The organism is Mucilaginibacter tolerans, from assembly GCF_030519375.1.
GTDB lineage: Bacteria > Bacteroidota > Bacteroidia > Sphingobacteriales > Sphingobacteriaceae > Mucilaginibacter.
Map to the genome: position 1 here is coordinate 66,373 of NZ_JAUMKB010000003.1, position 24,882 is coordinate 91,254.

27 protein-coding genes are annotated in these 24,882 nt (G+C 42.7%); 18 read left to right on the forward strand and 9 right to left on the reverse strand.

The genetic code is table 11. From position 1 onward, the window contains the following. Nucleotides 1–18: 18 nt before the first annotated feature. The 13 genes from Q3A68_RS04990 (at nucleotide 19) to Q3A68_RS05050 (ending at nucleotide 12,477) form a co-directional block, all read left to right on the forward strand. A complete protein-coding gene (locus Q3A68_RS04990) occupies nucleotides 19–1,743 on the forward strand; it encodes a GMC oxidoreductase (protein WP_302899954.1) in 1,725 nt (574 codons plus the stop codon). 14 nt (nucleotides 1,744–1,757) lie between these two features. Next, a complete protein-coding gene (locus tag Q3A68_RS04995; RefSeq protein ID WP_302899955.1) occupies nucleotides 1,758–2,636 on the forward strand; it encodes a sugar phosphate isomerase/epimerase family protein in 879 nt (292 codons plus the stop codon). Between the two features lie 137 nt (nucleotides 2,637–2,773). Next, complete coding sequence (gene kbl / locus Q3A68_RS05000) at nucleotides 2,774–3,964, forward strand: glycine C-acetyltransferase (RefSeq protein WP_302899956.1); 1,191 nt, start codon at nucleotides 2,774–2,776, stop codon at nucleotides 3,962–3,964. Nucleotides 3,965–4,010: 46 nt separating this feature from the next. Further along, the gene (gene pheS, locus Q3A68_RS05005; protein WP_302900270.1) at nucleotides 4,011–5,045 is read left to right on the forward strand and encodes a phenylalanine--tRNA ligase subunit alpha; all 1,035 of its coding nucleotides are present in this window, start codon (nucleotides 4,011–4,013) and stop codon (nucleotides 5,043–5,045) included. Beyond that, nucleotides 5,042–5,458 (forward strand): Rieske (2Fe-2S) protein, encoded by a 417-nt coding sequence (locus Q3A68_RS05010; RefSeq protein ID WP_302899957.1) that lies wholly within the window; start codon nucleotides 5,042–5,044, stop codon nucleotides 5,456–5,458. Before pheS ends, Q3A68_RS05010 begins: the two co-directional genes overlap by 4 nt. 3 nt (nucleotides 5,459–5,461) lie before the next feature. Continuing rightward, nucleotides 5,462–6,043 carry a TetR/AcrR family transcriptional regulator gene (locus tag Q3A68_RS05015; RefSeq protein WP_302899958.1) on the forward strand — a complete coding sequence of 194 codons (582 nt, stop codon included), beginning with the start codon at nucleotides 5,462–5,464 and terminating at the stop codon, nucleotides 6,041–6,043. A gap of 98 nt (nucleotides 6,044–6,141) precedes the next feature. Next, complete coding sequence (locus Q3A68_RS05020) at nucleotides 6,142–6,762, forward strand: hypothetical protein (RefSeq protein ID WP_302899959.1); 621 nt, start codon at nucleotides 6,142–6,144, stop codon at nucleotides 6,760–6,762. After that, the gene (locus tag Q3A68_RS05025; RefSeq protein WP_302899960.1) at nucleotides 6,759–7,064 is read left to right on the forward strand and encodes a winged helix-turn-helix domain-containing protein; all 306 of its coding nucleotides are present in this window, start codon (nucleotides 6,759–6,761) and stop codon (nucleotides 7,062–7,064) included. The genes Q3A68_RS05020 and Q3A68_RS05025 overlap by 4 nt, the downstream gene beginning before the upstream one ends. 50 nt (nucleotides 7,065–7,114) lie before the next feature. After that, entirely contained in the window at nucleotides 7,115–8,461 is a 1,347-nt protein-coding gene (creD, locus tag Q3A68_RS05030) for a cell envelope integrity protein CreD (protein WP_302899961.1), read from the forward strand. Nucleotides 8,462–8,524: 63 nt separating this feature from the next. Beyond that, nucleotides 8,525–9,256 carry a ferritin-like domain-containing protein gene (locus Q3A68_RS05035; RefSeq protein WP_302899962.1) on the forward strand — a complete coding sequence of 244 codons (732 nt, stop codon included), beginning with the start codon at nucleotides 8,525–8,527 and terminating at the stop codon, nucleotides 9,254–9,256. A 736-nt stretch (nucleotides 9,257–9,992) separates the two neighbouring features. Beyond that, nucleotides 9,993–11,402 carry a 23S rRNA (uracil(1939)-C(5))-methyltransferase RlmD gene (rlmD, locus tag Q3A68_RS05040; RefSeq protein WP_302899963.1) on the forward strand — a complete coding sequence of 470 codons (1,410 nt, stop codon included), beginning with the start codon at nucleotides 9,993–9,995 and terminating at the stop codon, nucleotides 11,400–11,402. 66 nt (nucleotides 11,403–11,468) lie between these two features. Then, the gene (locus Q3A68_RS05045; RefSeq protein ID WP_302899964.1) at nucleotides 11,469–11,864 is read left to right on the forward strand and encodes a hypothetical protein; all 396 of its coding nucleotides are present in this window, start codon (nucleotides 11,469–11,471) and stop codon (nucleotides 11,862–11,864) included. Nucleotides 11,865–11,970: 106 nt separating this feature from the next. Continuing rightward, the gene (locus Q3A68_RS05050; RefSeq protein WP_302899965.1) at nucleotides 11,971–12,477 is read left to right on the forward strand and encodes a phosphoribosyltransferase family protein; all 507 of its coding nucleotides are present in this window, start codon (nucleotides 11,971–11,973) and stop codon (nucleotides 12,475–12,477) included. A gap of 3 nt (nucleotides 12,478–12,480) precedes the next feature. Here Q3A68_RS05050 and Q3A68_RS05055 read toward each other — a convergent pair whose 3' ends face one another. The 4 genes from Q3A68_RS05055 to Q3A68_RS05070 are packed head-to-tail and all read right to left on the reverse strand — an operon-like array spanning nucleotide 12,481 to nucleotide 15,680. Then, nucleotides 12,481–12,984, reverse strand: a complete 504-nt coding sequence (locus tag Q3A68_RS05055; protein ID WP_302899966.1) for a shikimate kinase — start codon at nucleotides 12,982–12,984, stop codon at nucleotides 12,481–12,483. A 5-nt stretch (nucleotides 12,985–12,989) separates the two neighbouring features. Then, on the reverse strand, nucleotides 12,990–14,048 hold the full coding sequence (locus Q3A68_RS05060; RefSeq protein ID WP_302899967.1) for an ABC transporter permease: 1,059 nt from the start codon (nucleotides 14,046–14,048) through the stop codon (nucleotides 12,990–12,992). A 7-nt stretch (nucleotides 14,049–14,055) separates the two neighbouring features. Then, nucleotides 14,056–15,201, reverse strand: coding sequence for a BT_3928 family protein (locus tag Q3A68_RS05065; RefSeq protein ID WP_302899968.1), 1,146 nt, complete (start codon nucleotides 15,199–15,201; stop codon nucleotides 14,056–14,058). Beyond that, nucleotides 15,198–15,680 carry a DUF1599 domain-containing protein gene (locus tag Q3A68_RS05070; RefSeq protein ID WP_302899969.1) on the reverse strand — a complete coding sequence of 161 codons (483 nt, stop codon included), beginning with the start codon at nucleotides 15,678–15,680 and terminating at the stop codon, nucleotides 15,198–15,200. Before Q3A68_RS05070 ends, Q3A68_RS05065 begins: the two co-directional genes overlap by 4 nt. 152 nt (nucleotides 15,681–15,832) lie before the next feature. Here Q3A68_RS05070 and folP point away from each other — a divergent pair, with 152 nt between their 5' ends. Further along, nucleotides 15,833–16,684 (forward strand): dihydropteroate synthase, encoded by an 852-nt coding sequence (gene folP, locus Q3A68_RS05075; RefSeq protein WP_302899970.1) that lies wholly within the window; start codon nucleotides 15,833–15,835, stop codon nucleotides 16,682–16,684. 392 nt (nucleotides 16,685–17,076) lie between these two features. Here folP and Q3A68_RS05080 read toward each other — a convergent pair whose 3' ends face one another. Continuing rightward, entirely contained in the window at nucleotides 17,077–17,469 is a 393-nt protein-coding gene (locus Q3A68_RS05080) for a hypothetical protein (protein WP_302899971.1), read from the reverse strand. A gap of 202 nt (nucleotides 17,470–17,671) precedes the next feature. Between Q3A68_RS05080 and Q3A68_RS05085 the strand changes: the two genes are divergently transcribed. Genes Q3A68_RS05085 through Q3A68_RS05095 form a run of 3 tightly spaced genes read left to right on the forward strand, consistent with a single transcriptional unit; the run spans nucleotide 17,672 to nucleotide 19,065 of the window. Then, nucleotides 17,672–18,019 (forward strand): hypothetical protein, encoded by a 348-nt coding sequence (locus Q3A68_RS05085; protein WP_302899972.1) that lies wholly within the window; start codon nucleotides 17,672–17,674, stop codon nucleotides 18,017–18,019. Nucleotides 18,020–18,052: 33 nt separating this feature from the next. Continuing rightward, the gene (locus Q3A68_RS05090) at nucleotides 18,053–18,517 is read left to right on the forward strand and encodes a GNAT family N-acetyltransferase (protein ID WP_302899973.1); all 465 of its coding nucleotides are present in this window, start codon (nucleotides 18,053–18,055) and stop codon (nucleotides 18,515–18,517) included. 56 nt (nucleotides 18,518–18,573) lie between these two features. Continuing rightward, nucleotides 18,574–19,065, forward strand: coding sequence for a DUF421 domain-containing protein (locus Q3A68_RS05095; RefSeq protein ID WP_302899974.1), 492 nt, complete (start codon nucleotides 18,574–18,576; stop codon nucleotides 19,063–19,065). A 64-nt stretch (nucleotides 19,066–19,129) separates the two neighbouring features. Here the strand turns inward: Q3A68_RS05095 and Q3A68_RS05100 are convergent, their stop codons facing one another. The 3 genes from Q3A68_RS05100 to recJ form a co-directional block, all read right to left on the reverse strand. Then, nucleotides 19,130–20,647, reverse strand: a complete 1,518-nt coding sequence (locus Q3A68_RS05100; protein ID WP_302899975.1) for a GH3 auxin-responsive promoter family protein — start codon at nucleotides 20,645–20,647, stop codon at nucleotides 19,130–19,132. Between the two features lie 130 nt (nucleotides 20,648–20,777). Further along, nucleotides 20,778–21,515, reverse strand: coding sequence for an LPS export ABC transporter ATP-binding protein (gene lptB / locus Q3A68_RS05105; protein WP_302899976.1), 738 nt, complete (start codon nucleotides 21,513–21,515; stop codon nucleotides 20,778–20,780). A gap of 69 nt (nucleotides 21,516–21,584) precedes the next feature. Continuing rightward, entirely contained in the window at nucleotides 21,585–23,297 is a 1,713-nt protein-coding gene (gene recJ, locus Q3A68_RS05110) for a single-stranded-DNA-specific exonuclease RecJ (RefSeq protein WP_302899977.1), read from the reverse strand. Between the two features lie 59 nt (nucleotides 23,298–23,356). Between recJ and Q3A68_RS05115 the strand changes: the two genes are divergently transcribed. Beyond that, nucleotides 23,357–24,130: an MBL fold metallo-hydrolase gene (locus Q3A68_RS05115; RefSeq protein ID WP_302899978.1), complete on the forward strand. Its 774-nt coding sequence runs from the start codon at nucleotides 23,357–23,359 to the stop codon at nucleotides 24,128–24,130. Between the two features lie 101 nt (nucleotides 24,131–24,231). Here the strand turns inward: Q3A68_RS05115 and Q3A68_RS05120 are convergent, their stop codons facing one another. Further along, on the reverse strand, nucleotides 24,232–24,651 hold the full coding sequence (locus tag Q3A68_RS05120) for a response regulator (protein ID WP_302899979.1): 420 nt from the start codon (nucleotides 24,649–24,651) through the stop codon (nucleotides 24,232–24,234). Between the last annotated feature and the right edge of the window lie 231 nt (nucleotides 24,652–24,882).

Consider the following 24,882-nt stretch of genomic DNA (forward strand, 5'->3'; position numbering starts at 1 on the left):
TACCAATTATATTTCTTTATGACAACGGATTTATCAGGTGCCCCTAACATCAATAAAAAGGCAAAGGGGGAAAATACCTATGATGCTATTGTAGTCGGCTCGGGGATAAGCGGTGGCTGGGCAGCTAAGGAGCTTTGCGAAAAGGGCTTGAAAACATTGGTGCTGGAAAGAGGGCGCAATGTTGTACACCTGAAGGACTACCCAACAGCACTAAAGGGTCCATGGGAGTTCCCTCACCATTTAAAAATGCCTTTGTCGGTCACTAAAGATAACCCGGTTGTTTCCCGTTGCTATGCGTTTGATGAATCGACACAGCATTTTTTTGTGAAGGACACCGAGCACCCTTACATACAGGAAAAGCCGTTCGACTGGATACGCGGCTACCAGGTTGGCGGCAAATCGCTGCTGTGGTGGCGGCAAACACAACGCTGGAGTGCACACGACTTTGAAGGCCCTGCAAGGGACGGCTATGCCGTGGATTGGCCCATCAGGTATAATGATCTTGCTCCCTGGTATTCGCACGTAGAGAAATTTGTCGGCATCAGCGGCAACAGGGACGGCCTGGATATACTTCCTGACGGAGAATTTCTTCCTCCCTGGGAAATGACTTGTGCCGAAAAAGATATTGCCGCCCGCATTATGGCTAAATTCCCTGACCGGCATGTAATACAAGGTAGGTGCGCTCATTTAACCAAGCCAGAACCTATTCACCTGGCACAAGGCCGCGGACAATGCCAGGCACGTAACCAGTGTGAAAGGGGATGTCCATTTGGCGGGTATTTCAGTTCAAATTCAGCCACCATTCCCTGGGCAATGAGAACAGGCAACCTTACACTAAGGCCCCACTCGGTAGTGCACTCTGTGATTTATGATGACAAAATGGGGAAAGCTAAAGGCGTCCGGGTTATCGACGCAGAAACTATGCAGGAGCATGAGTTTTATGCGGATATAATTTTCATCAACGCAGCTTGTTTAAATACTAATTTGATTTTGTTAAATTCTATATCCTCCAGGTTTCCGACCGGGCTAGGGAATGACAATGGGCTGCTTGGCAAATACGTTGCATTTCAAAATTACAGGGGGAATATATTTGCCGATTTTGATGGCCCGATAGATAAATACCATTACGGTCGCCGGCCCACACAGCCAATGATCCCGAATTTCAGGAACATTAAAAAACAGGAAACCGATTTTCTGCGGGGGTATATGGTGTTCTTTGATGCATCGCGCCCGCGGACAAGCGCCGACGGTATCGGTGCAGATTTTAAAGAAGCGCTCGGTGAACCGGGTGGATGGCATGTGAATATGTCTATGCAGGGTGAAACCATCCCTAAAGAAACCAACCATGTAAGGTTGAGTACAGACAAAAAGGATAAATGGGGAATCCCGCTGCTGGTTACCTCTGTGGGTTACGACGACAATGACGAAAAGCTGTTAAAAGACTTTTTTCAGACCGGAACCGAGATGCTGGAAGCAGCAGGGTGCAAAAATATTCAAACCGTCGACACCAAACAGGCACCCGGACTCGATATACATGAAATAGGGGGCGTAAGAATGGGCAACGACCCAAAAACATCCCTTCTGAATAAGTGGAACGCATTACACCATTGCCAAAATGTATTTGTAACAGACGGTGCCTGCATGACGTCGACCGGCGTGCAAAATCCTTCGATCACATTTATGGCAATTACAGCAAGGGCAGTGAACCATGCCGTGGAAGAACTAAAAAAAGGAACCATTTAAAACAAGTTGACAGAATGACCAACCGAAGAGAATTTATTCAGCTATCAGGTATGGGGCTAATGGCCATCGCGGCACCTGACTTTTTGAAATCAGCAGCTAAGCCAGCGGAGCATCATTTGGCTGTACAGCTTTACTCCATCCGCGATGCGATAAGCAGAGACCTTAAAGGAAGCTTGAAGCGCTTGGCCGATATTGGTTTCAGGACTATTGAAACTGCTTTTTGGCCGAAGGATGTCAGTGTTGAAACCGCCGCGGCGGCATTAAAAGAGTATGGTCTTAAGGTATCATCCTGTCATATCGATATCCCGACGAAAGAAAATATAACAAGCCTGGTTAATACGGCAAGGGCCTATAATTGCAAAAACATCATTTGGCATGGCTGGCCAGAGGATAAACGGTACAGTTCGCTGGAGGGCACCAGGAAACTGGTTAAAATTTATAAGGAAAGCAACAAATTGGCCAAAGAGAATGGCCTGCGCTTTGGCTTGCATAATCATTGGTGGGAATACAGGAACGATGTGGGCGGCAAACTGGTTTATGAAATATTGAATGAGGAATTGGATGAGGATATTTTTTTTGAAACGGATATTTATTGGGTGAAAGTGGCCGGGCAAGATCCAGCTACTATTCTTAAAAAACTTAAAAACCGGATACGGTTGATCCACATGAAGGACGGTCCGGCCGTGTTCAGTGAAAAACTGATCAGTGACAATCCCGACCCAATGACTCCGGTTGGGCAAGGAACATTAGATATACCAGCTATTGTGAATGCCTGTTCAGACAATGTTCAATGGATGGTGATCGAGCTGGATAAATCAGCCATTGATATATTCGATGCTTTAAAACAAAGCGTTGATTACCTTGCTAAATTTAAATCAGTCAGTTTAAGCTAGTTGCCTTCGCCAGAACGGAACCATGTGTTCCCGGCACATTTATATGTGCATGTGAACACCGAATACGCAACCGTTTGCATTGTTCTGAATAATTTGCAGGTTAATGCTTAATTTTACCGCCTCAATAATTACATACTATGTATACTACCCTGAAGCCTGTGTTGGAGCAGGAACTCGCGGCAATTGAAGAAGCCGGATTATATAAGAGAGAACGCATCATTACATCTCCCCAGGGTGCCGATATTACGGTACAGGGTGGCAAGAAAGTAATCAATTTTTGTGCTAACAACTATCTGGGATTATCCAGTCACCCTAAAGTGATACAGGCGGCGAAGGAAACGTTGGATACACATGGTTACGGCATGTCGTCGGTGCGGTTTATCTGCGGCACACAGGATATACACAAACAACTGGAAGCCAAAGTAGCCGAATTTCTGGGCACCGAAGATACCATTCTTTATGCAGCCGCTTTTGATGCCAACGGCGGGGTGTTCGAGCCATTGTTTAATGAACAGGATGCGATTATTTCGGATGAGTTGAACCACGCTTCAATCATCGACGGCGTGCGTTTATGCAAGGCACAGCGCCAGCGCTACAAACATGATGATATGGCCGACCTGGAAGAAAAGCTAAAGGCAACGCAAAGCTGTCGTCACCGTATTATTGTAACCGATGGGGCATTCAGTATGGATGGTACGATAGCACAACTGGATAAAATATGCGAACTGGCTGAAAAATATAATTCATTGGTGATGATTGATGAAAGCCACTGTTCGGGTTTCATGGGAAAAACTGGCCGTGGTACGCATGAGCATCATAATGTGATGGGTAAGATCGATATCATCACCGGCACTTTGGGTAAAGCGCTGGGTGGCGCGTCTGGTGGGTTTACTTCGGGGCGTAAAGAGATTATTGAAATGCTAAGACAGCGCTCAAGGCCATACTTGTTCTCGAATACATTGGCGCCATCGATTACCGGGGCATCTATCGCGGTATTAAACTTATTGAGTGAAACCACTGAGCTTCGTGATAAACTGGAACGGAACACCCAATACTTCCGTAGCAAAATGACTGAAGCAGGCTTCGATATCAGACCGGGTGTGCACCCTATCGTACCTGTTATGCTGTACGACGCCAAACTATCACAGGATTTTGCAGCAAAAATGCTGGAGGAAGGTATTTATGTGATCGGGTTCTACTATCCGGTGGTTCCACAAGGCAAGGCACGCATCAGGGTGCAGATATCTGCGGCTCATGAACAAGAGCATCTGGACAAAGCAATCGCAGCATTTACCAAAGTGGGTAAAGAACTGGGAGTAATTAAGTAAATTTGCAAAATGCCAAAAATTGGCATCGAAAGAACAGCACATTATAATGCAGGAACAAATAGATCAATATACAGGCGAGATCAACGCTTTTTCACCGGCTAGTGCAGCGGATTTGGAAACCTTCCGTATTAAATTTTTAGGAACCAAGGGTATTATAAAGGACCTGTTCGATCAGTTCAAGAGTGTCGGACCAGAAGAAAAGCGTACTTATGGCAAGGTGCTGAACCAATTCAAACAACTGGCTGAAACAAAATATGCTGAACTAAAAGAGACTTTCGACTCAGGACTTAAGCCCCAGGATTCAGAACTCGACCTTACTTTACCAGGCGAAGGTTTCGAGGTTGGCTCGCGTCACCCGCTATCATTAACAAGGATGGAGATTATCGATATTTTCAAACGCCTTGGTTTTGTGGTTGCTGAAGGACCTGAGATTGAAGACGACTGGCATAATTTCTCTGCTTTGAACTTTCCTGAAGAACACCCCGCACGCGATATGCAGGATACCTTCTTTATCAAAAAGAACAATGGCAAGGATGATATTGCACTACGTACGCATACCTCATCCGTTCAGGTGCGCATGATGGAGAATGGCAAACCGCCTTTCCGCGCCATTATGCCAGGACGTGTTTATCGAAACGAGGCCATATCTGCACGTGCTCATTGCTTCTTCCACCAGGTAGAGGGCTTATATATCGATGAGAATGTATCTTTTGCTGATCTGAAGCAGACCTTATATCACTTCGTACAGGAGTTATATGGAGAAGGCACCAAAGTGCGTTTCAGGCCGTCATATTTCCCATTCACTGAGCCGTCTGCGGAAATGGACATTAGTTGCACCATCTGTGGCGGTTCTGGCTGTAATATGTGCAAATACACCGGCTGGGTAGAAATATTAGGCTGCGGCTTGGTTGACCCGAACGTTTTGGAGAATTGCAACATTGACAGTAAAAAATATACCGGCTTTGCCTTTGGAATGGGGATAGAAAGGATCACTAATTTAAAATATGTGATACGCGATTTACGTTTATTCTCTGAAAACGACGTTCGCTTTCTCAAACAATTCCAAACAGAGATCATATGATCCGAAAAATTTTCCTGCTGGCTGTCATCTCTCTGAGCTTCCTTTCATGTGGCAAGAGCGGTGATGCGATCCCGAGCGTAGCAGTAAATTTTCAGGCTGCTGTGGATGACCCACGTTTAGCGGCATTAAAAAGTCCGGGGGGCGCAATAATCATACAAGGCTATGGCGTAGCCGGACTGATCATTTACCGTGAGCCCGATCTAACTTACGCTGCTTACGATGCCTGTAGCAGCTATCAGCCCGGGAAAAGATGCGCTGTTACGTTGGACGGCAACTCACTTACCTGCACTGATCCCTGCAGCGGATCAAAATTCTCCCTGGCCGATGGCACGCCTGTAAAAGCGCCAGCCACAAGAGCATTACGCGCCTATAACGTAAATGTGAGTAATTTTGAGATATTTGTATCTAATTGATACATGGAAGCTGATAAAATAAAAGAAAGTATAAAAAGAGCGGCACAGGAGTTATTCCGTAAATTCGGTTATCATAAAACCAGTGTTAACGAGATAGCCAAAAAGGCCAAGATTGCCAAAGCCACTATTTATAAGTACTTTGATAGTAAAGAGGCGGTTTTGCATGTGTTGCTGATGGATTATATCAAATCCAGTGTTGACGAACTGATCAATAGCAATACCCCTGAAATTGATGAGGAAACACACCTGAGCAATCTCATCATGAAAACCTGTCGCCTCTCCTATACTGTTTGCAACGAATTTATTGGCTGGGATTTTATCCGCGAATCAGCCAACTCACAGGATTTTCTGAAAAATCTTTCAAACGAACTGGAAGAAATGCTGGTCAGTTCTTTTATGCAAATAAGCGGGATTCGCAAACAGGAAAACTCCATGCAGCGCATCCGCTTCCTCATCAAATGCAGTAAGAATATTGTCTTTAGCTTTGCTTTTACTTCCGTAAGCGACTCCGACGTTCGCAAAAACTTTGTTTCCTTTCAGAAAGAGATATTGCCTTATTTGGTAAAAGCGGCGTTGACCGTATAGATTTCGAATATCGGATTTAAAATTTCGAATTTATATTGACCTCTCAATTTGCATATATAAAATTCTTTTATTTACTTTGAATTACAAAGTGCTTTTCAATGGAAGAAAAAGACATACGAAACGAGCTGGCGTCCATACGCAACATCATGGAACGCTCCTCCAAATTTATTTCTCTAAGCGGCTTGTCGGGCATACTGGCAGGTATTTATGCCTTGATTGGCGCCTACCTGGCATACCGACTGATCTATAAAGGCCCTATAAGAATTTATGACTCCTTATCGGTTGGCACCTATCCCGAAACCATCACCTACCTGCTTATCATAGCGGTTGCTGTTTTGGTGGCCTCGTTAATTACCGGTTTTATTTTAAGCAGCCGCCAGGCTAAACGTAAAGGGCAGGCTATCTGGGGTAAGATTAGCCAGACGCTGCTATTTCATATGGCTACGCCATTGGTGACGGGTGGTTTATTAATCCTGATCCTGCTTAGCCGTGGTTATTATGGCATCGTTACACCATCCACACTGATCTTTTACGGCTTGTCATTGATCAGCGCCAGCAACTTTACTTTTAGCGACGTAAAATACCTGGGCATATTGGAAATTATACTCGGACTCATTGCTGCTTGTTTACCCGGATACGGATTACTATTTTGGGCCATTGGTTTTGGAGTGCTGCATATCGTCTACGGCAGCATGATGTACTTAAAATACGATAAGTGAAGATAGCCTTTGACAAACTTGATAAAGCATTTGAGAACCGTGTAAGGTTACAGATCATGAGCGTGCTGGCGGCTAATGACCGCTACGATTTTAACTCGCTCAAAGATTTACTGAACATTACCGACGGTAACCTGGCCTCGCATTTGAAAGCATTGGAAAAAGAAGAATACATAGTGGTACACAAAAGTTTCCTGGGGCGTAAACCAAACACCAATTACGAAGCCACAGCCAAAGGCAAACAGGCATTTAAAGATCATTTAAATACATTAGAACAACTGATAAAACAACAAAAGCTTACTTAAATTTTTTTACCCACAAACTTTGAAATACAAAGTACTTTCATTAAAATAAAATGATGACCGAACAACCACAACCACAAGGATTTCTGTACTGGCTCAAGGAGTCGGTAACTGTTAAGCTGGCTTTCATTGGCCTGCTTGTTATTTTATTACTTATCCCCTCAACATTGGTACAGAACCTGATACAGGAACGATCACTTCGTCAGGACGAGACCGAGAAACAGGTATCCGATCAATACTCAGGCGAACAACTGGTACAGGGTCCGGTGCTAGTTATCCCTTATAAAAAGCAAATAAAAGAAACCGATAATTCAGGAAGAGAAGTGACTAAAGAAGTCACCAATAACCTGTTCCTGCTGCCCAACGAGCTCGATTACAATGCAAACGTTAGTCCCGACATCTTACATCGGGGCATATTCGAGGTAGTGGTCTACAATGGCACTATTAAGGTATCGGGAAACTTTACAAAAGTCGATCTCAGTGCACTTTCGATAACAACGGACCAACTGATGCCGGAAAAAGCCAAATTAATGTTCAGTATCAGTGACCTGAAAGGCTTGAAAACCAATCCTCAGTTAAAGATAGCGGGACAAACTGCTACTGCCGAACCAGCTTTCGGCGATACCGTATTCAGCAATGGTCTGCAGGTGGCGGTCAACTTAGCTGGGATGATGGATAAAACTATTTCCTTTGAATTTGATCTTGACCTGAAGGGGAGTAATGAGCTTAGCTTTTTGCATTTGGGAAAAACCACCGATGTGACGGTGAAAGGCAACTGGGGCAGTCCGAGCTTTGACGGCCGGTATTTGCCCGATACGCGCAAGATCGACACCAAGGCTAATACATTCGATGCAAAATGGCGCATGCTGTATTATAACCGCCCATTTCCGCAGCAATGGGTGGATGACCTGAATGTGTTAAAGACTAAAAAGGCCGATGATGCAACCTTCGGCGTAAAACTGCGCCTGCCAGTTGACCAGTACCAAAAAACCACCCGCAGCAGCAAATACGCTATCCTGATTATCATGCTCACCTTTATCTCATTGTTCCTGACCGAGATGATCAGCAAACACCGTATCCATGTATTTAACTACGTGCTCATCGGCGCCGCCATGATCGTTTATTATACCCTGCTACTCTCGTTTTCGGAGCAAGTAGGATTCACTTTCGCCTACCTTATCGCTTCGGCAGCAACCGTAATTTTGGTTGCTGCCTTTTTAAAATCGCTCATTAAGAGCATGAAAACCACCGGCCTGTTCGGCTTGATCCTCAGCTTGTTTTATGCATTTATATATGTCATCATCCAGTTGGAAGACCTTGCGCTGCTGGTTGGCAGTGTCGCGCTATTCCTTGTGGTGGCAACCCTGATGTATTTCTCAAGAAAGATCAACTGGCAATAACTAACCAAATACGGGATTGGCAGCCTTTAAAAGTTGCCAATCCCTTTTACCTTCAATAAAATCATGAAAAACAGCAATTGCTGGATAGGGCATTTCAAGGCAAATGCACTCGAAAAAAGAGTTAACTGGGCTTTGAAACCCCATATTACCCCGGAAGAGATATGCACCATCCTGCCATCGTTGCAAGCATGGCAATTAGGCGAAACATCCGAAGGCAAACACCTGATAGCGGCGTCGACTAAATATGCACATGCAATAGGCGACCTGCCCTATATCGAAGCAGTGAAACTCTTTATAAAAGAAGAGCAGAAGCATGGCAATAACCTGGGACTATATCTCGATCGGATCGGTCAGCCACGGGTAACTAAAAACTGGGGCGACAGTTTGTTCCGGCGAGTAAGGTATTTCAATACTAATATGGAGATATGGACATTGGCTGTGATCGTAGTTGAAAGTACAGCGCAGATATTTTATCAGGCACTAAAGGATGCTACCCATTGCGAACTGCTAAAACAAATATGCAATGATATCCTGATTGACGAAGCTTATCATATCACCTTTCAAACCGAACGACTAGCAATTATTTACGAAGGCAAAAGCAATTTCTCAAAAGCCTGGCGACGGGTTGTGTATAAAAACTTCTTTTATATGACCGCTACATTGGTATGGATTGCGCACCGGAAATTATTTAAAGCCGGGGGCAATAGTTTTGATTTGTATTCAAGGAAGATGGAGCACAAATACCTAAGGACATTGAGAAAGATAACAAATTCAGTACAAGTTCAATTAGTTTAAAATGACGTCTAAACAATGGTGGTGGTCCAAAAGATGTCAATATAATAAGGGATTAGTTATCGCCGGATTCATTGCATTTATTCTTTATTGTAGTCTTGGCCCTTTCCTAATTGGGCCTCATGAGGAGTTTTAGGAAACGATTTTTGAGATAGCGTTTCAAGGATTCGGTTATTTAATTATGATGGGAGTTGCCAATCTCTTGTACACATTGGCATGGATAATTGATATTGGTTTTAATACCAGCAATAGTCAAATTTTTAGAGAGCGACTATTTGCTTTGGGTTACTGGTTTTCTTTCTCGTTGCCTATTTTATTAATTCTTTCTGTAATGGTCAGATTCCCTATTTGGGTAAATGAATTATTACCCAAAAAATAATCAAAATACCATTTTGGTTTTTGGTACAAATAATTTATATTAGCAGAATTAACAGCTATTTACCATGAGCGAGGAATTAATCAATTTTTCTGAGCAGATAGATGAACAGTTCGATATAGCCGATATGGAAAGCGTAGAAAGCGACGATTTTTGGGAAGCTATTGCGAACTTGTTTATTTGATCTGTTGCTACTGTGTTTTATCATTTTCTAAGGATGAAGGGCATTCATTTGCCCAAAGAACTCTGTGCACTTTGTGAAGGTCTTCGTTGCCTCTATCCTTAACTAAATAAGCTTTTTACGCCCCTCGAACTTTACAACATTCCAACCTTTCAACGATAAAACCGTACCTTTGCAGCCTGATGAATAAAACTGCTAATAATCTTGTTTTTGAGGATGTTTCTATTATCGATATTGCTGAGGAAGGCAAGGGTGTAGGGAAAACCAATGATTTTGTGCTTTTTGTCGACAAGGCTGTGCCAGGGGATATAGCGGACGTGCAAGTATACCGCAAAAAGAAAAACTTTGGCGAAGGAAAGATCATCCAGCTTAAACAAGCGTCAGGCTATCGTACGGAAGCGTTCTGCGAGCATTTTGGCACCTGTGGAGGCTGCAAATGGCAGCATATGACTTATGATGCGCAATTACAGTTTAAACAAAAAACTGTAGCCAGTGCCTTAAGCCACCTGGCAAAAATCGATGTTAGCGATATGCTGCCTATAGTACCATCACCTGAGGATAAATACTATCGTAATAAACTGGAATTTACTTTTTCCAATAAACGCTGGTTGAACGATGGTGAAAACCGTACAGATGAACCTGTAGATATGGACGCACTAGGCTTTCACATTCCGGGTCGTTTTGATAAAATTCTGGATGTACATCACTGCTATCTGCAGGCTGATCCATCGAACGATATCCGCAACAAGGTTCGTGAATTTGCCAAGAAACACAATATCAGTTTTTATGATCTGAAACAGCATGCAGGAGCTTTACGAAATCTGATCATCCGCACTTCGTCCACAAGTGAATTAATGGTGATCGTGGTTTTTGCTTATGCAAGTGACGACGAGATCAATTCACTGATGAATTTGATCGATTATGAGTTCCCTCAGATCACATCGTTATTATATATCATCAACCAGAAAAAAAACGATACCATTTTTGACCAGGAGATATTGGTAAAACGCGGAACGGAATATATTTACGAGGAAATGGAAGGCATTCGCTTCCGTATCGGTCCAAAATCGTTTTATCAAACCAATTCTGTGCAAGCTTATAAATTATACCAGATAACCCGCGAATTTGCCGGATTTAAGGGCGACGAATTGGTTTATGATCTATATACAGGCGCTGGAACAATTGCCAATTTTGTAGCAGGTAATGTTAAAGAAGTAGTTGGGGTAGAGTATGTGCCGACGGCTATTGAAGATGCCAAGATCAATTCGGCTATTAACAATATTACCAATACCAAATTTTATGCGGGCGACATGAAAGATGTATTGAATGCAGACTTCGTAGCCGAGCATGGCAAGCCCGATGTGATCATTACCGATCCCCCCCGCGCGGGTATGCACGCCGATGTTGTCGCACGACTAATGGAAATTGAAGCTGAGAAGATCGTCTACGTAAGCTGCAACCCCTCCACACAGGCCCGCGATTTGCTGGTATTAAAAGAAAAGTACGACATAGAAAAAATACAGCCGGTTGATATGTTCCCCCACACGCAGCATGTGGAGAATGTGGTATTATTAAGACTGAAAAGTAAGTGATCAGTTAATCAGCCATTAGAGTTTAGAGTTTAGAGTTTAGTATTTAGAGATTAGCGTTTTCAAATAATGGATCCGGAAGAACTGCTTAACGAAAATAGCAACGAGGAAAAGAAAAAAGAAAGTCCGCTGTTAAGTTTAGAAAGAGACCTTAAAATTTACAGCGAGTCGATACATGAAGTAGCTATCGAGATCATGGTAGAGGGCCTGTCCGGCTACCCTATCTTTATTGCCTATCAGCATATCGTGAAACTGGGTGAACTTATCCTCGACCGCGACGATTTGAATATGGAATGGAGCATCAATGCATCCACCCTTGAGGAGTTTATTGAAAAGGGTATCATTAAAAAGGAGCTGAAGGAGCGCTTTACCAAATCATATAAAAACCCGCACGATTTTATGTGCCTGTTCGTGATCGTACCCGAAGGTGCTAACTTTGTATATTATCCTTATAAAAAAGGTTAACACTGTTTTAAAGTTGTAAAGTTTGAATGTTGTAAAGTTGAGTTTATCTTTACAATGTGTTTAAAGGCAGATTAACATTCCAACTTTACAACATTACCACATTAACATGGAAAAGAAAATCCTCATATTAAACCAGCACCAGATAGAGCAAAAGATTGACCGGATTGCCTATCAATTGCTGGAAGATAATTTTGACGAAGAAGAGATTGTCATTGCAGGTATATTACCCCGTGGCAATTATTTAGCCGAGCGGTTGAAGCAAATTCTGGACAAAATTGCGCCGTTCAAAAGTACGCTGATAACCATTGAGCTGGAAAAGCAAAGCAGCAGCCTGAGGGCCAAAACTGATACTGATATCCAGGTATGCCACAATAAAGTGGTCATTATTGTTGATGACGTACTGAACAGCGGAAAGACCTTAGCTTACGGTTTCGGCGTTTTCCTTGATGTTCCGTTGAAGAAATTGAGAACAGTGGTGCTGGTCGACCGTAATCACAAAAGCTTCCCGGTAACCACCGATTATGCTGGTATAGCGCTTTCAACAGTATTAAAAGAGCATGTGGATGTGATCCTAAACGAAGATGGAAAAGAGGACGCGGTTTATCTGAGATAAGTATCAACTTACTGCTATCACTTGTTCCAATTTCTCCGCAGTCAAACTCAAACCGTCGACAATAATATTGGCCTGCGAATAAAACTTTTCACGCTCACCCAGCTTTTGCTCTATAAAATCCACCAGCGCGTCGCCATGTTTGTCCTGCAATAATGGCCGTTCTTCTTTCCCTGTTTCAAGGCGGTCGGCTAAAGTTTTTGGACTCAACTTAATATAAACGGATTTGCCATTGGCTTTCATCCAGTCCATATTGTCAAAATAACAAGGCAAGCCGCCTCCTGTCGAGATTATTGCGTTATCCGGATATAGTGTCTTCTTCAACACTTCCGATTCCAGTTTACGGAACGCATCCTCGCCGAAGATCTGGAAATATTCGGCTATACTTAATTCTACCTGCTGCTCCAGTTTATGGTCAAGGTCGATAAATTCATATCCCAACCTGCTCGCCAGTTTGCGGCCCAATGTAGTTTTGCCGCTGCCCATAAACCCAATCAAAAATATCTTCATAAAAATTAAGTCAACTTAACCCGTGGATCTATCCAAACGTACAGCACGTCCACCAGGATATTGATCACGACAAATATAAAAGCAATAAATAAAATGGAGCCCATCACCACCGGAAAGTCCGACATTTCCAGTGCATCCACCGTTGCTTTCCCTAATCCATTGTAACCAAATACATATTCTACAAAGAACGAGCCTGCCAGCAGCGAAGCAAACCAGTTGGCAATAGCAGTAATAACCGGGTTAAGCGCATTTTTCAGTGCATGGCGATAAATGATGGTGTGTTCGCCTAAGCCTTTAGCTCTTGCTGTACGAATATAGTCCTGCCCTAATACATCCAGCATGGCGCTGCGGGTCAATTGTACAATAATTGCTAATGGACGAAGTCCAAGAGTGATCATCGGCAACACCAGGTTACGCCAGGTAACGATCTCCCCTCTGAACGGGTCGTAGCTATATAAGCTTCCTGACATGTTTAGCCCTGTGTATTTATTGAGGACAAAGCCAAATATCCATGCGATAATAATTCCTGCAAAAAATGAAGGTGCTGATATACCCAGGGTGGAGAAAGTTAATGCTGCTCTGTCAATCCATGTATTCTGATGCACTGCACTCAATATCCCCAGAAAAACACCAATTACAATGGCAAAAAGCATGGCAGTTGTAGCCAGAATCAGTGTGTTGGGAATTACGCCCAATAGTAGAGAGGCCACATCTTTACGGGTTTGATACGACCGTCGCAAATAAGGCCATTTGAGTGCGATAGTTTTTTCTTTCGAAATAGGTATCAGGGAAACGTAATGGTAACGTTGGCGTTCCTCCTCGTTTCGTGCATGAACGGCAACAGGTGAAAGATCATTCAGGTAATAAATAAATTGCACCGGGACAGGTTTATCGAGACCAAACTCTTTACGCACTGCTTGCAGCGACTGTACATCGGCGCGCTGCCCCTGGGTCATCCTGGCTGGATCGACAGGCAAAACATTGAACAGAAAAAATACCACAACTACTATCCCCAGCATCACTGCCAGCCCATAACTCAACTTGCGGAGAATGTAGCCGATCATAGCATTTTTACTTCTGAAAATACTGCTTTACCAAATCTTCATATTTCGGCACCGAATGATAATGCCATTTATTTAAGATCACACCATTCTTCATTAGCAACACGCCCGGATTGGCACGCACCACCGATTTCAGTGGAACCTCATCGGCGTAAAATATTTCCATCACAAGATGATTCTTTTTTGCAAATGCTTCCGCATCTTTTGCTGAATTTGAGGTCAACATTATCGTGCGCGTATTAAAGTCACGAATCAAGTTTGCAGCCATTGCATTTAACTTGCCAATCGCCTCAACATTGGTATGATTCAGGTCGTATGCAACAACAATGAAACTATTATATGGATTTGATAATAACTCATTGGTGTAGTTATTTCCTTGAGCATCCTGTATTGAAAGATCTTTTATTGGCGGCTCATAACCTTTTTTTATCAGTTTATTTTCAGGTGTGCCTACAACCGACCAGTTGTTATCCTTCCAGATATTACTTGCCAGGTACTCTTTGTCGGTCATCACCTTAGTGTCCCCGGTTTTCTTATTTTTCAGATTGTAAGTAATCTGATATTCATCCGGTTTCGCACCCGGCGGGATTTTCATTTCGTCTGGAATGTTAGCTCCTACTTTATAAGGCAGGAAATCGATCACCGGCATAAAGTTATAAGTGTACAATCCTATTCCCAACGCTACAACAGCTGAGCCTACAAGCAAATTATCTCCTGTTTTCTTGTCAAATACAGGCTCTATTGTTTTACGATTAATGAATATGACAATGATCAGCATAAGCAGAACAAGATCCTTACTAAACGACTGCCATGGCGTAAGCGGAATAGCATCACCAAAACAACCGCAGGTTTGCACTACCTTAAAATATGCCGAGTAAAATGTTAGAAATGCAAAAAAGATAATGAGCAGCAACAATCCCAATGCAACAGATTTTGCACGGACGCCGATCAGCAAAGCAAAACCCAGAATGATTTCCAGCGAGCATAAAATAATGGCCATGCTCAAGGCAAAACTGCTCAAAAAGCTGAGATGGAAAACATCAAAATATTCTTCAAGTTTATACGAAAATCCAAGAGGGTCATTGATCTTGATCAGACCGGAGAAGATGAACAGCAGTCCGACAAATATCCGGCAAAACCAAACCAGTTTCTTCATTTTACACCCAATTTAATCAAGGCAAAAACAGCGTAGTTCAGCATATCCTGGTAATTGGCCACCACGCCTTCCGAAGCCAATGTTTGCCCTTTATTGTCCTCTATCTGTTTCACGCGAAGCAACTTCATCAATATCAGGTCGGTTAATGAACTGATACGCATATCCCGCCAGGCCTCGCCGTAATCATGATTTTTGGCGAACATCAATTCCTTGGTAGCATTCGCTTTTTCGTCGAACATAGCGCTCACATGCTCTACTGAAAGTTCGGTTGGTGTTCCGGGGCCACAGTCGAGTTGCATCATGGCAATCAAACAATAGTTAACAATACCCATGTACTCGCTGCTGATATCCTCGTCAACTTTTGATATTTTCTTTTCTTCGAGTGTACGGATGCGCTGGGCTTTGATAAAAATCTGATCGGTGATGGATTCGATCCGCAGGATGCGCCATGCTGTGCCGTAATCACGGGTTTTCTTCATGAAAAGCCCTTTACAAATTTCAATTACTGCGTCGTATTCTGCTGCTGTATTGGCCAAGGTAGATTTTATAATTATAATTGTTCGTATATTAATATGAGCAAAGGCTATTTAACTCTAACCTTTTCAACAATTTAAACGTTTTAACCTGAATAATGGCTAAAGATACACTTTTTAAGAAAAAGGTAACCATAAATACAGGTGGCAAACTGATCGACCTAAGCGTGCCGAAGGTGATGGGTATTATCAATATTACGCCCGATTCGTTCTATGCAGGTAGTCGCAAGCCCTTGTTGAATGACGCTTTGCTTCAGGCCAATAAAATGCTCGCCGATGGTGCGGATTTCCTGGACATTGGGTCTTATTCATCCCGCCCGGGTGCTGAAGATATTTCGGAGCAGGAGGAAATCGACCGTTTACTGCCGGTTGTAGAATTAATTACAGCTAATCACCCGGATGCTTTTATTTCAATAGATACCTTTCGTTCCTATGTTGCCGAAGTTGCTGTAAAAGCAGGTGCACATATCATCAATGATATCTCAGGCGGACAATTAGATGAAAATATGTTCGCCACTGTTGCCAAATTAAAAGTGCCTTATATTTTAATGCACATGAAAGGCAACCCGCAGAATATGAACCAGCGCGCATCCTACAAAGACGTATTTACTGAAGTGCTGGACTATTTTGCGATACGCTATCACCAATTGAAACAGTTAGGCGCCCATGACGTTATTATCGATCCTGGTTTTGGTTTCGCAAAAAATGCCGACCATAATTATTCGTTAATGAACCGGTTGAATGAGTTTAATGTATTGGGCCTGCCAATTCTTGTCGGCGTATCTCGTAAACGAATGGTGTATCATGTAACCGGGGGCACGCCAGATGAGGCGCTGAATGGCACTACAGCATTGAATACCATAGCACTCACTAAAGGCGCCAACATTTTACGGGTACATGATGTAAAAGAAGGCGTTGAAGCTATTCGGATATACCTAAAATCAAAATAAGCCTAATTTGAAATTTTTTTGACAATCTGAAACAACACCATCAGCAACTGTAGTACCGACTGACATAGTAGTACCTTTCATGCTAAAGGCGTCGCCATAGGTAATGTTATCAAAAAAATATTCCATAATCTCCTGTATTGTAATGTTTATGAAATACCCCTTGCGAAACTAATTTATTTGTTTCGAAACGCTTATAGGTGCTGTCCTTATCGAACTGGAGAATGTTGTCATTTCCTGTTTTATAAACAGAATCATATAAAACAAAACCACCGTGACGTAACTATGTCGCAGCTCCCATTTGCCAAATAAAGATGGGGATATTGACTGCCTTTTTTGCATACAGCCAGGCAACACGCAACTGCTAAAACTAATAGAAATATTTTCATCATTCGTTAGTTTCCTACCTTTATATAATCTGATGCAATGCCATCGCCAGCTGCCGTTCCGATGGTCATTGTAGTACCGCTATAAGAAAATAGCTCACCATAAGTGTCGTTATCAAAATAGAGCTTTAAAGAAAGATTTATTCCCGGAGCATTTAATGGCCTGACATGAAATGTCCCGGTAGAAGCCAATTTATATTTTATGTAATACTTATAGGTGCTATCACTATTAAACTGGTAAATGGTGCCATTCCCGGCTGTATAAGTTGAATCAAATCCAAGTAAACTGCCGTAGCGCCTATGTATCTCCCACTTACCAAACAAACCTGGCCGCACTGGTTCGGTCTTTTTACAGGCTAAAGCACCAACAACAATTAGGGTTAGTAAAAGATATGTTCTCATAAATTTCTTTTTTATCAATTACGACACGCATTCTCAGAATGCAACAGCACGGCTGATTTTATTTCAAGAACCGTACGGAAGCGGACAGTAAATGTACCAAAACGATTCACAAAAATCATTCAATTGTAGGCTTAAATACCTGCAAATTAACAAATTACAATATCGGCACTGCATTTGATGTGCAATATTCAAGCACTTGAATATGTCCTACTTCCGCAAAAAGCTGGAACGTCGTACCTTCTCACAAGACCGGTATTATATCCTCATCAAACGCCAGAAAGAGGGTACAGCAACATTTAGTGAACTAACCGAATTAGACGAAATTGTGAACCGCGTACCAGATATCCGCGACCTGGTAATCCGTGAAAATTTTGGAGAGGAAGATGGTGAGGCTGACAATCAGACAAATGATCCTGTAAATCAAAACCCGACATCCGCTGCCTCCATACAACGTCCAAATGTGTGGACCCGCATTAAAAATTGGTTAAGCCGAAATTTCACTACCGAAATTTCAGCTGAAGATAATAAAGATCTTGCTGCATTTTTTTAATCTTATTTTATTTTTGGGCTGATATAAATATATATGGCTGCCCAAAATATCCTGCTGAAAAGAACAAACAGTACCGACCCGGACTTTCATTTGCTAATAACGCTACTGGACAAGGAACTAAATAAGCGGTATGGCGAATTGATGCAATCTACCTACGATCGGTACAATCATATTATTGATATTGATACTGTACTGATAGCCTACAGTAATGGTCTCCCCGCTGGATGCGGTTGTTTCAAACAATTTGATGACACCTCAGCAGAAATAAAAAGGATGTTTGTGAAGAACACTGAACGCGGACAGGGCATTGCCTATAAAATATTATCAGAACTGGAACGTTGGGCAAAAGAAAGTGGGTTTAAAGACACTATATTAGAGACAGGCGATAAACAACACGAAGCTATCGCTCTTTATCAAAAACTTGGTTATGTTATTACTTCCAACTATGGACAATATTCGGACTTGGAAACCAGTATTTGTATGAGGAAGGAGTTGTAATAACCTACTTTTAACTTCCGGTCAAAACCAATTCGCTACAAATTGTTTTAATGTTTATGAAACTATTACAGCAACTATTTGGCGAGGGGAAGGATCTTTCTGCACTGCAAATGTGCGACCGCGCCGTTGTGATTTATTTTATCGCACTCCTTATGTTACGGATCAGTGGCAGGCGTACATTTGGCAAAAAAACTGCTTTCGATAACACCATAGCCATCATTTTAGGCGCAATACTAAGCCGGGCGGTGGTGGGCGCATCTGCCTTTATGCCGACGGTGGCCTGTGGCTTAGCATTAGTGCTGCTTCATCGTCTTTTGGCCTGGGCAAGTCTTCACAGTAGAATAGTGAAGCATTTTTTACAAGGGGCAAGCATCCCACTATACAGGGACGGAAAACTCAATAAAGAAAATATGGCCACCAGCCTGATCACCGAAGATGAGTTAATAGAAGATATGCGCCTCAAAGCCAATATCGGGCGGCTTGCCGAAGCCGAAGAAATTTACATGGAAACCAACGGAGAAGTTGGCGTGGTGAAGAAGGATTATTAAAGCCTGGGCGCCTGTTCAAGCGAGTTGCTTGAATGATTTAGTTTTGGGTTATTGTTTTTGCAATTTACACCAGCTCCATCATCAACAATATCGAATCAATATATTCCCTGTCATTTGCCAAGCGTGGCACTTTATGCTGACCGCCTAACTTGCCTTTTTCTTTCATCCAGTTAAAGAAAGTCCCCTGCTGTGCACGGTGAACTATCGGGCGGCGAAGTGCCATATCTTTAAAACGCTTAGCATCATAATCGGAGTTGATCTTACGGAGGGTTCCATCCAGCAGGTCTACAAAGCGTTCAAATTCAGCCGGGCTTTTTTCAAATTCGATGATCCATTCGTGCGCGCCGCTTTTATCACCGTTGAAATAGACTGGCGCGGCAGTATAATCCCTGATAATGGCCCCGGTCTGTGCGCAGGCTTCTTCTAAAGCGCGTTCTGCATTGTCGATGATCACTTCCTCGCCAAAAGCATTAATGAAATGCTTGGTTCGACCGGTGATCTGTATGCGGAAAGGCGCCAGCGATGTGAAGCGAACGGTATCGCCTATCATATACCGCCAAAGTCCTGCATTGGTACTGATAATGAGTGCATAGTTTTTATTTAGTTCAACCTCATCCAGCGTTAATGTTTTGGGATTCTCTTCATGTAGATGCTCCAGCGGCAAAAATTCATAGAAAATGCCATAATCGAGCATCAGCAGCAAATCACCATGTTCTTCCTGGTCTTGTATGCCGAAAAACCCCTCTGATGCATTATAGGTTTCCAGGTAATGCATGTCATCCTTAGGGATAAGCTTTCTGAATTGTTCGCGGTATGGAGTAAAGCTAACCGCGCCGTGATAATATAGCTCCAGGTTGGGCCATACTTCCAACAGGTTATTTTTCCCGGTGATCTCCAGTATTCGTTTGAATAACAATAAATTCCAGGTTGGTACGCCGCTAATGCTGGTTACATTTACATCTTTGGTAGCATATGCCATTTTTTCAATCTTCTCCTCGAAATTCTCCAGCAGAGCTATGTCCAGGTGCGGGGTGCGTAAAAACTCGGCCCACAGCGGCAGGTTCTTCATCAAAACCGCAGAGAGATCGCCGAAAAAAGTATCGGCATTCAACTGGCTCACCTGGTGACTGCCCCCTAAAGTCAACGTTTTACCTGTAAATATTCGGGAGTTAGGGCGATTGTTAAAGTAAAGGGTCAGCATGTCCTTACCGCCCTTAAAGTGGCACTCTTCTAATGATTCCTCGCTTACGGGTATAAATTTGCTGCGATCGCTTGTCGTACCCGATGATTTGGCGAACCACCTGATGCCGGATGGCCAAAGTACATTCTGCTCTCCTTTCAGCATCCGTTCAATGTAGGGCTTCAGCGTATCATAATTCTGTATCGGCACCCGCTCCTTAAACTCGTTCAGGTTTTCGATGCTTTTATAATGATATTTACGCCCCCATTCGGTATTCTCAGCGCCTGCTACCAACTGCTCGAACCATTCCTCCTGCACCTCGTTGGGGTACTTCATAAAAAGCTCTATCTGATGGATACGCTTTTTTATAAACCATGTAAACACTGAGTTAATAAGCGTCATAGGAAGTTGGTTAATTGGTCATTAGTCACTAGCTATTAGTCACTGGCTTAAATATAGGCAATTTGCCTGTATTTTAATACATCATAGCAACGACTAATGACAGCGCAGCGAAATGACTAATGACAAATAATTACGCGAAGGTTTTCCTTTTCAACACGAAATTGGCTCCCAGGTACACTTTTCTCACCATTTCGTTCTCAGCCAGCACCTCGGGCACGCCGGACTCTAATATCTTGCCCTCAAAAAGCAGGTACGCGCGATCGGTTATCGACAAGGTCTCCTGTACATTGTGATCGGTTATTAGGATACCGATATTCCGGTGTCTCAGTTTTGCCACCATTGCCTGTATTTCTTCAACCGCGATAGGGTCTACACCGGCAAAGGGTTCATCTAATAATATAAAGTTGGGTTCGGCAGCCAGTGCGCGGGCAATTTCGGTACGCCTGCGTTCACCGCCTGATAACAGGTCGCCACGATTTTTGCGCACCTTGTGCAAACTGAATTCATCTATCAGTTCTTCGAGTTTATGTTTTTGCTGTTCCTTAGTCATTTTGCCCATTTCCAGCACAGCCTTGATATTGTCTTCAACTGACAGCTTACGAAAAACAGATGCTTCCTGCGCCAAATAGCCTATCCCCTTTTGCGCACGGCGGTACATCGGGTCGCCGGTAATATCTTCGTCTTCCAGGAATATTCTGCCTTCATTAGGCTTAATCAAGCCCACAATCATGTAGAACGAGGTCGTTTTGCCGGCACCATTAGGACCTAATAGCCCTACGATCTCGCCCTGCGAAACATTAAATGAAACATGATTTACAACCGAACGCTGCTTATATTTTTTTACAAGGTCTTCTGCTCTTAAAATCATTTCTTGTTTAAATTCTAAAATCTAAATACTAAATTCTAATTACCTACTCCAAAACTTAGAGTTTAGAATTTAGGCATTAGAGTTTCCCAAACGAATGCCTTTCACATTCAACTGTATCGAACGCTTGTCGCGCCAGATATTTTCTTCAATATGGTAGCAAATATCAAACGGCTTGCCACTTTTTATTTCGTCTAAAAAACTGCCTTGCCCGAATGCGATACAATCAAATGCCGGCGACCCTTCCTGTATCACCGACATTTTCAGGTGATTCTCTCCCACCAATCCGGCGTAGCCGCTAACATACACATTCCTGCTCAAAAACACTGGCGACATATTCTCCGGACCATACGGCGCAAACTGGTTTAGTATCCTGAAAAACTTGGAATCAATCTGTTTCAGTTCCAATTCACCATCTATTTTTATTTCCTGCACCAATTGTTCATCGGTAATGGTAGCGCAAACTACTTCTTCGAAACGAGCGATAAAAGCCTCTACATTTTCAGGATGCAAAGTCAATCCTGCAGCGTATTTATGCCCGCCAAACTGGATCAGCAGATCCTTACACTCGCACAATGCTTCGTACAGATCATACCCGAAAACCGACCTTGCCGAACCAGCCACGTGTCCATTTGACCGAGTTAGAACGATGGTTGGGCGATAATATTTTTCTGTGAGTCGTGATGCTACTATACCAATCACTCCTTTGTGCCATTTTTCATTGAACACAACAGTTGATTTTCTGCCAATCATCACCTGGTCATTTGCAATCATATTCAGCGCTTCATCGGTGATAGACAGATCGTGTTCCTTACGTTCGGCGTTCTTCCCATTGATCAACATACCTTTTTCAAGTGCTGAATTTTCATCACAGGCAATCAACAGTTCAACAGCATGTTTGGCGTCGTCAATTCGTCCGGCCGCATTAATGCGCGGTCCAAGTGCAAACACAACATCCGATATCGCATAGTTGCCAGTACGCCCGGCAACCTGCATCAGGGTTCTTACACCAATGCAAGGTTCAGTATTTAGTTTCTGCAAACCGAAATAAGCTAACACCCGGTTCTCACCGGTAATGTGTACGATATCGCAAGCTATACTTATGGCTACTAAATCGAGGTAACAAGCTACTTCCTCAAAAGATATACTATTCTTTTCAGCATAGGCCTGTATCAGCTTAAAACCTATTCCACAGCCCGATAATTCTTTATAAGGATATTCACAGTCGGCACGTTTAGGATCGAGCACGGCCACTGCTTCAGGCAAGTCTTTACCCGGCAAGTGGTGATCACATATTACAAAATCTACACCCTTATTATTCGCATAAGCAATTTTATCTACCGATTTGATGCCGCAATCCAGGGCAATGATCAGGCTGAAACCATTGTCAGCGGCATAGTCGATGCCCTGGGTGGATATACCGTAACCTTCCAGGTAGCGATCGGGAATATAGTATTCGATCTTATCGTACAGCTTTGCAAAAAAACTATACACCAATGATACAGCTGTGGTGCCATCTACGTCATAATCGCCGTAAACCAGTATTCTTTCTTCGTTTGATATAGCTGCTTCGATCCTTTCAATGGCTTTTTCCATATCGGCCATCAGGAAGGGATCGTGCAGGTGCCTCAGGTCAGGGCGAAAGAAATATCGGGCATCCTCATAAGTCTTAATACCCCTGTGGATCAGCAAACTACTCAAAACGGTGTCGATGCCCAGCTCTTTAGCCAATTTTATGACATCTGCATTATCAGGCTTTTCTCGAACCGCCCACCGTTTATCCATATCTTTGCACTTTAAAAAGTAAAGATAGGAAATGTGCCAATATCCGCACATCAAAACATATGGAGATTTTTGCCTTAAACGAAGGATCTTATTCTGTTGATTCTTCCAAAAAATTTATACCCTTCGATCCGCAGACCGATAATACTAAAGACCGTCCCGGCTCTTTATTTATCCATGTCAATCCATTTTTGGTCGAAACATCTGACGACCTGATCCTGTTTGATGCCGGGTTAGGCTTCAAAGATACCCGAGATGAAATGCTTATTCACCAGCATATCCGCAACTATGGTTTCGATCCGGATGATGTGACACTTGTACTCATGTCGCATCTGCATTATGATCATTCTGGCGGACTGGTGGGTGAGCGTAGCGGGAAACTTGAGCCCAGCTTTCCGCATGCCACACACGTCATTCAAAAAGGGGAATGGGAGATTGCTTTAGCGGGGAAATCGTCATCCTATCACAAGGATATATTTGAGGCGTTGAAAGACTCAGTTAAGATTCAATTCCTGGAAGGTTCAGGAGAACTGAAGCCAGGCATACAATATGAACTATCCGGCGGGCATTGCCCCTTTCACCAGGTATTCTGGCTAAATGATAATGGTCAGAAGTGTTTTTATGGCGGTGACGAACTGCCGGAACCAGAACAGTTACTAAGAAAATTTATAGCGAAATATGATTATGACGGCCGTAAAGCTATGCAGTTGCGAGAAGAATATGGAAAGAAGGCGGCTGAAGAAAATTATACCTGCTTATTCTACCACGCTAAATCGAACACTGTAGGCAATGTAAGTTTTGAAGATGACCATTTTACAGTCACCAGAGTATTATAAGAGGATAAATTTGAAATGATTTTTCGGTGTCTGTTTGGGCGAAGGGTTAGTAAATTAAAAGTCGACCTTCCAACTTTTAAACTTTACAACCTAGCAACTCCCTAAACGTGGTTAGCTACTTCGAAAAGCTCTTTTATCTTCTCAACGTTGAGTGGTTTCGAGATAAAATCTTTCACAACCGGGTATGAGCGGGCTTTATTAATATCATTGCTGAATACAGATGACGAGATAATATACACTTTGCATTTACCTAACGGATCGATATTTAAGCGAGTGTACTCATCCAGAAACTCCCATCCATTCATGATGGGCATATTGATATCCAATAAAATATAGTCTGGCAATTTAGAAGGATCGTTTCTCTGGATATCCAGCAAAAGATCAATTGCATATTTACCATGCAGGCAGGCCATAATGTCGGTATTTAACAGGGCCTTTTTTATCAATTTGATCGAGATGAAATTGTTTATTTCATCATCATCAACCAGCAAAATGCTTACAGAACCGTTAGTATTAATCATATGTAACTTTATACGGGGGCAAAATCTAAAAGGTTATGTAAGTATATAATTCAGCGAAAAAAAATCGTGATTAAAAATAATTACTACAAGTTAAGTAAAATTATAATCATTAAGCAAGTAAAAATGTGTGATTTATCGCCTTTTTACAATAACTCATAACCAAAACAGATGAGAATCAGGGATAAAGAAATGCGCAGATGAATTAGTCCCATCTGCACATTTATATATTTT

Bases quoted from the DNA above. Each gene is read 5' to 3' on its own strand.
- Q3A68_RS04995 (WP_302899955.1), top strand. From the start codon at position 1,758: ATGACCAACCGAAGAGAATTTATTCAGCTATCAGGTATGGGGCTAATG.
- Q3A68_RS05060 (WP_302899967.1), bottom strand. From the start codon at position 14,048: ATGATCGGCTACATTCTCCGCAAGTTGAGTTATGGGCTGGCAGTGATG.
- Q3A68_RS05085 (WP_302899972.1), top strand. From the start codon at position 17,672: ATGTCCTACTTCCGCAAAAAGCTGGAACGTCGTACCTTCTCACAAGAC.
- Q3A68_RS05095 (WP_302899974.1), top strand. From the start codon at position 18,574: ATGAAACTATTACAGCAACTATTTGGCGAGGGGAAGGATCTTTCTGCA.
- pheS (WP_302900270.1), top strand. From the start codon at position 4,011: ATGCAGGAACAAATAGATCAATATACAGGCGAGATCAACGCTTTTTCA.
- kbl (WP_302899956.1), top strand. From the start codon at position 2,774: ATGTATACTACCCTGAAGCCTGTGTTGGAGCAGGAACTCGCGGCAATT.
- Q3A68_RS05100 (WP_302899975.1), bottom strand. From the start codon at position 20,647: ATGACGCTTATTAACTCAGTGTTTACATGGTTTATAAAAAAGCGTATC.
- Q3A68_RS05120 (WP_302899979.1), bottom strand. From the start codon at position 24,651: ATGATTAATACTAACGGTTCTGTAAGCATTTTGCTGGTTGATGATGAT.
- Q3A68_RS05055 (WP_302899966.1), bottom strand. From the start codon at position 12,984: ATGAAGATATTTTTGATTGGGTTTATGGGCAGCGGCAAAACTACATTG.
- Q3A68_RS05090 (WP_302899973.1), top strand. From the start codon at position 18,053: ATGGCTGCCCAAAATATCCTGCTGAAAAGAACAAACAGTACCGACCCG.
- Q3A68_RS05065 (WP_302899968.1), bottom strand. From the start codon at position 15,201: ATGAAGAAACTGGTTTGGTTTTGCCGGATATTTGTCGGACTGCTGTTC.
- rlmD (WP_302899963.1), top strand. From the start codon at position 9,993: ATGAATAAAACTGCTAATAATCTTGTTTTTGAGGATGTTTCTATTATC.
- Q3A68_RS05010 (WP_302899957.1), top strand. From the start codon at position 5,042: ATGATCCGAAAAATTTTCCTGCTGGCTGTCATCTCTCTGAGCTTCCTT.
- creD (WP_302899961.1), top strand. From the start codon at position 7,115: ATGATGACCGAACAACCACAACCACAAGGATTTCTGTACTGGCTCAAG.
- Q3A68_RS05020 (WP_302899959.1), top strand. From the start codon at position 6,142: ATGGAAGAAAAAGACATACGAAACGAGCTGGCGTCCATACGCAACATC.
- Q3A68_RS05050 (WP_302899965.1), top strand. From the start codon at position 11,971: ATGGAAAAGAAAATCCTCATATTAAACCAGCACCAGATAGAGCAAAAG.
- Q3A68_RS05070 (WP_302899969.1), bottom strand. From the start codon at position 15,680: ATGAAGAAAACCCGTGATTACGGCACAGCATGGCGCATCCTGCGGATC.
- recJ (WP_302899977.1), bottom strand. From the start codon at position 23,297: ATGGATAAACGGTGGGCGGTTCGAGAAAAGCCTGATAATGCAGATGTC.
- Q3A68_RS05035 (WP_302899962.1), top strand. From the start codon at position 8,525: ATGAAAAACAGCAATTGCTGGATAGGGCATTTCAAGGCAAATGCACTC.
- lptB (WP_302899976.1), bottom strand. From the start codon at position 21,515: ATGATTTTAAGAGCAGAAGACCTTGTAAAAAAATATAAGCAGCGTTCG.
- Q3A68_RS05080 (WP_302899971.1), bottom strand. From the start codon at position 17,469: ATGAGAACATATCTTTTACTAACCCTAATTGTTGTTGGTGCTTTAGCC.
- Q3A68_RS05045 (WP_302899964.1), top strand. From the start codon at position 11,469: ATGGATCCGGAAGAACTGCTTAACGAAAATAGCAACGAGGAAAAGAAA.
- Q3A68_RS05015 (WP_302899958.1), top strand. From the start codon at position 5,462: ATGGAAGCTGATAAAATAAAAGAAAGTATAAAAAGAGCGGCACAGGAG.
- Q3A68_RS05115 (WP_302899978.1), top strand. From the start codon at position 23,357: ATGGAGATTTTTGCCTTAAACGAAGGATCTTATTCTGTTGATTCTTCC.
- folP (WP_302899970.1), top strand. From the start codon at position 15,833: ATGGCTAAAGATACACTTTTTAAGAAAAAGGTAACCATAAATACAGGT.
- Q3A68_RS04990 (WP_302899954.1), top strand. From the start codon at position 19: ATGACAACGGATTTATCAGGTGCCCCTAACATCAATAAAAAGGCAAAG.